This window comes from Legionella sp. km772, from assembly GCF_003989735.1.
Taxonomy (GTDB): domain Bacteria; phylum Pseudomonadota; class Gammaproteobacteria; order Legionellales; family Legionellaceae; genus Legionella.
Genome location: NZ_RZGQ01000266.1, coordinates 1 through 2,900, shown reverse-complemented (window position 1 = coordinate 2,900; position 2,900 = coordinate 1). Strand labels below are relative to the sequence as shown.

The following is a 2,900-nucleotide window of genomic DNA, read 5'->3' as shown; positions in this document are numbered from 1 at the left end:
AAGTCAATTTTGAATAAATTATACTTGAATTGATTGTAAATATAAACGTCTGTATGGCTATAATTGGAGCAAATGAGAAGGGTGCTCAGAGATATTTGAACATTAATGCGAGGTCACACCCAAGGGATATTGATGCCGCAAATCAAGCCAATATTTACTCCATGGCAGTTACCTGGGGCTTTAATTCTGAAAAAATTCTAACCCAATATAATCCTCATTGTATTGCACGAACGCCGGAAGATATATTAATGCACAGCTTAGAGTATAAAAACAAACTAACCGTGCATACAGTCCCTAGAGAATGCGTACCAATATTACACCTGAATAGCTAAAGAATTTATGGAATCTTTACTGTAGTTGATTCATCTAATTCAGAACTATTATCCTTATTTCTATTAGGAGACTGTTTCGCGTTAATTATCATTTGCCAATCTTCTACTAACTCTTTTTGAACCTCTTTATCCAATACATGCTCTGTTTCTTGAAAAGGCTGATAAAAAACTTCTTCTGTTTCTTTATCAAAAACACAGACCTCTAAATACTTAGGAATTTCTTGGGAAAAATAGATTTTTTTCATAAAAGGATCAATAACAATAGCCTCAGAACTCACAAGGTTAACGCCATTTAGCTTCGTTTTATTATCTAGATTAGCAACTAAAAAAACATGACTATCCTCTGTTCCTGGTTTTTTCACTCTAAAGACTTCCGTGCTGATACCTACTTTCTCGAGGAGGGATTGAGCATAGAAAGAAAATTCATAGCAATTTCCAGCACGTTGACTAGCTATAGCTAAGTTGAGTAATTTCAATAATACCCGCTCATTCATCTTGCTCATTGACATGACTCGTTGACCAATTAAATCATTCATATGTTCTCTAGCTCGCATTACTGCTGCCGCGTTTTTTTCTAATCCTGGCAATGAAGAACAAAGCTCTATTTTCTCATGAGTCTGCTCAATACAAAGCGCTACTTTTTCTATAAATACTGGGTCGAAATTTTCCTTTAACTCATTACTAACCTCTAAACCTCTATTAGCCTTTTTTTGATCAGCTAGTACACTAAGGATTTGAACGGTTGATTGCATAAAAACGCCCAATTTGAGAACAGATAAATTAAGTATAGAACAAATAATGGCGCCGTCAATTTAACTTTTTATGGCGTAAGCAAAGAGAGCTTGGCGAATTTTAGGCGCAAAGAAACTCGAGAGCCGCGTGCTTCCAAATTTCTTTTGCCACTTGAAATTGGCTTCTTCGTTGCTGGGCTGGTTTGGTGTATCGGCCCACTGCTACTGCAAAGAGATTCCTGGTGCAGCCCATGAGTGCGATGAGGCTCTGCGCCCCTGCAGGTGATTTAAAACGAATGAGGCATTTTTCTTTTCTACGCGTGGGCTGATGGGCATTTTCTACCCGATTATTGAGCCCCTTATGCGAACGATGCTCCACCCCTTTGCCCATCTGGCGAATGGGTTTGGTGTAGCTCCTGAGCTTGTCGGTTACAATCACCCGAGGCTTGGGATAGGTATTCAACAGACGAGACAGGAAGCGGATGGCTGCTTTTTTATTACGTCGCTTTTGCAGAAATACATCCAGCTCATAACCCTCTTCATCCACAGCGCGCCATAAATAATACGTCACGCCACCAATGCGTAGTTGCTGCTCATCCAGGTGCCACTTATCCGATGGTCTGGGTGCTCGCTTCTTAATGACGCTCTTAAAGTGAGGCCCAAATTTAATACACCATTGACGTATCGTTTCATAACTCACGTCGATACCCCGATACAGCAAGCGCTCCGATACATCCCGGTAGCTGTCATTAAACCGATGATAACTCCATACCGCAATGCTGATTAACTCTAATGGATAGCGGTATCTTTTCGGTTTCCTTTCTAGCATCGCGTTATTCCTGTAAATAAATTACAGTCTAGCTCAAAGTTAAATTGACGATGCCTAATGGGCTTATCAAGAGCAAGATACTACTATCGGTGCTCATCACCAGAAAATATTTCTTGAATAAACAAAATGGCACAATAAGAAATAACGACAATAAGAGATCCAGCTGGAAAACCCCAGCTATTGCGATCTGTCAATTGAAAATGATTAAGCAATGCGTTATATACATATGAAAATGCATTCATACCTAGAAAATCTGGATATAAGCTCCCTATGAGCATAATCACACCACAATAAAATGGTATCATTAACAAAATCATTAAAAAGTATTTTATTCCACAATCCCTATTTATCACTTTCATTCTTAATAGACCTGACACTAATTTCTTCATTATTTAATCAAGAATATGTAATCCATGCTTTTGCACTACTGACAGAAGCTTTAAAGCCATTCCACTTGGTTTTTTTGCACCTACTTCCCATTTTTGAACAGTTGATTTACTTGTATTTAAATAACGTGCAAAAACAGGCTGGCTCACGTGATTTTCTTCTCTTATAGCCTTTATTTGTGTTGCTTCAATCTCAGGGACTTCAATAAAACAGGCATCGTCAAAATCACGCATAGTAGCTTTATCAATAGCACCAATCTCAAGCAAAGCATTAGCAGAAGAATGGATTGCTTCTAAAGCCTCACTTTTATATTTACGTTTCGTTTTCATCATATATCTCCACTAACGATTTTTTCTGTATTAATTGCTCAACTTGATCCGCAGTAAGCCTGCTATATATATCGGCAAGTTTACGAAATTTTGCAAGCTCTAGATCATCAATATTATCAAGATCTTTCTTGGCAAATAAAAACTCATACACCCAATAAAACTCACCTTTTGCGGCATGGTTCAAATAACCCCTGTTTTAGTGAGCACTGAGCGTGCGTAATCCTGCCCTGATGTGTTATGATTTGGGCATGAATTAATGATTCAATTGCTCTTTAAAAAGATCTAGAGAACT

5 protein-coding genes are annotated in these 2,900 nt (G+C 38.1%); all 5 read right to left on the bottom strand.

Annotation, left to right across the window (positions count from 1 at the left end):
- Positions 1-337: 337 nt before the first annotated feature.
- Positions 338-1,084 (bottom strand): hypothetical protein, encoded by a 747-nt coding sequence (locus ELY15_RS15000; protein ID WP_127101439.1) that lies wholly within the window; start codon positions 1,082-1,084, stop codon positions 338-340.
- Positions 1,085-1,184: 100 nt separating this feature from the next.
- Complete coding sequence (locus tag ELY15_RS14995) at positions 1,185-1,892, bottom strand: IS6 family transposase (RefSeq protein WP_127101437.1); 708 nt, start codon at positions 1,890-1,892, stop codon at positions 1,185-1,187.
- Positions 1,893-1,975: 83 nt separating this feature from the next.
- Positions 1,976-2,281, bottom strand: a complete 306-nt coding sequence (locus ELY15_RS14990; protein WP_127101435.1) for a hypothetical protein — start codon at positions 2,279-2,281, stop codon at positions 1,976-1,978.
- A gap of 3 nt (positions 2,282-2,284) precedes the next feature.
- Complete coding sequence (locus ELY15_RS14985) at positions 2,285-2,611, bottom strand: DNA-binding transcriptional regulator (protein WP_199744234.1); 327 nt, start codon at positions 2,609-2,611, stop codon at positions 2,285-2,287.
- Entirely contained in the window at positions 2,592-2,792 is a 201-nt protein-coding gene (locus ELY15_RS14980; protein ID WP_127101431.1) for a type II toxin-antitoxin system RelE/ParE family toxin, read from the bottom strand. The genes ELY15_RS14985 and ELY15_RS14980 overlap by 20 nt, the downstream gene beginning before the upstream one ends.
- Between the last annotated feature and the right edge of the window lie 108 nt (positions 2,793-2,900).

Coding starts and splice junctions, on each gene's coding strand:
- ELY15_RS15000 (WP_127101439.1), bottom strand. CDS start 1,084: ATGCAATCAACCGTTCAAATCCTTAGTGTACTAGCTGATCAAAAAAAG.
- ELY15_RS14995 (WP_127101437.1), bottom strand. CDS start 1,892: ATGCTAGAAAGGAAACCGAAAAGATACCGCTATCCATTAGAGTTAATC.
- ELY15_RS14990 (WP_127101435.1), bottom strand. CDS start 2,281: ATGAAGAAATTAGTGTCAGGTCTATTAAGAATGAAAGTGATAAATAGG.
- ELY15_RS14985 (WP_199744234.1), bottom strand. CDS start 2,611: ATGATGAAAACGAAACGTAAATATAAAAGTGAGGCTTTAGAAGCAATC.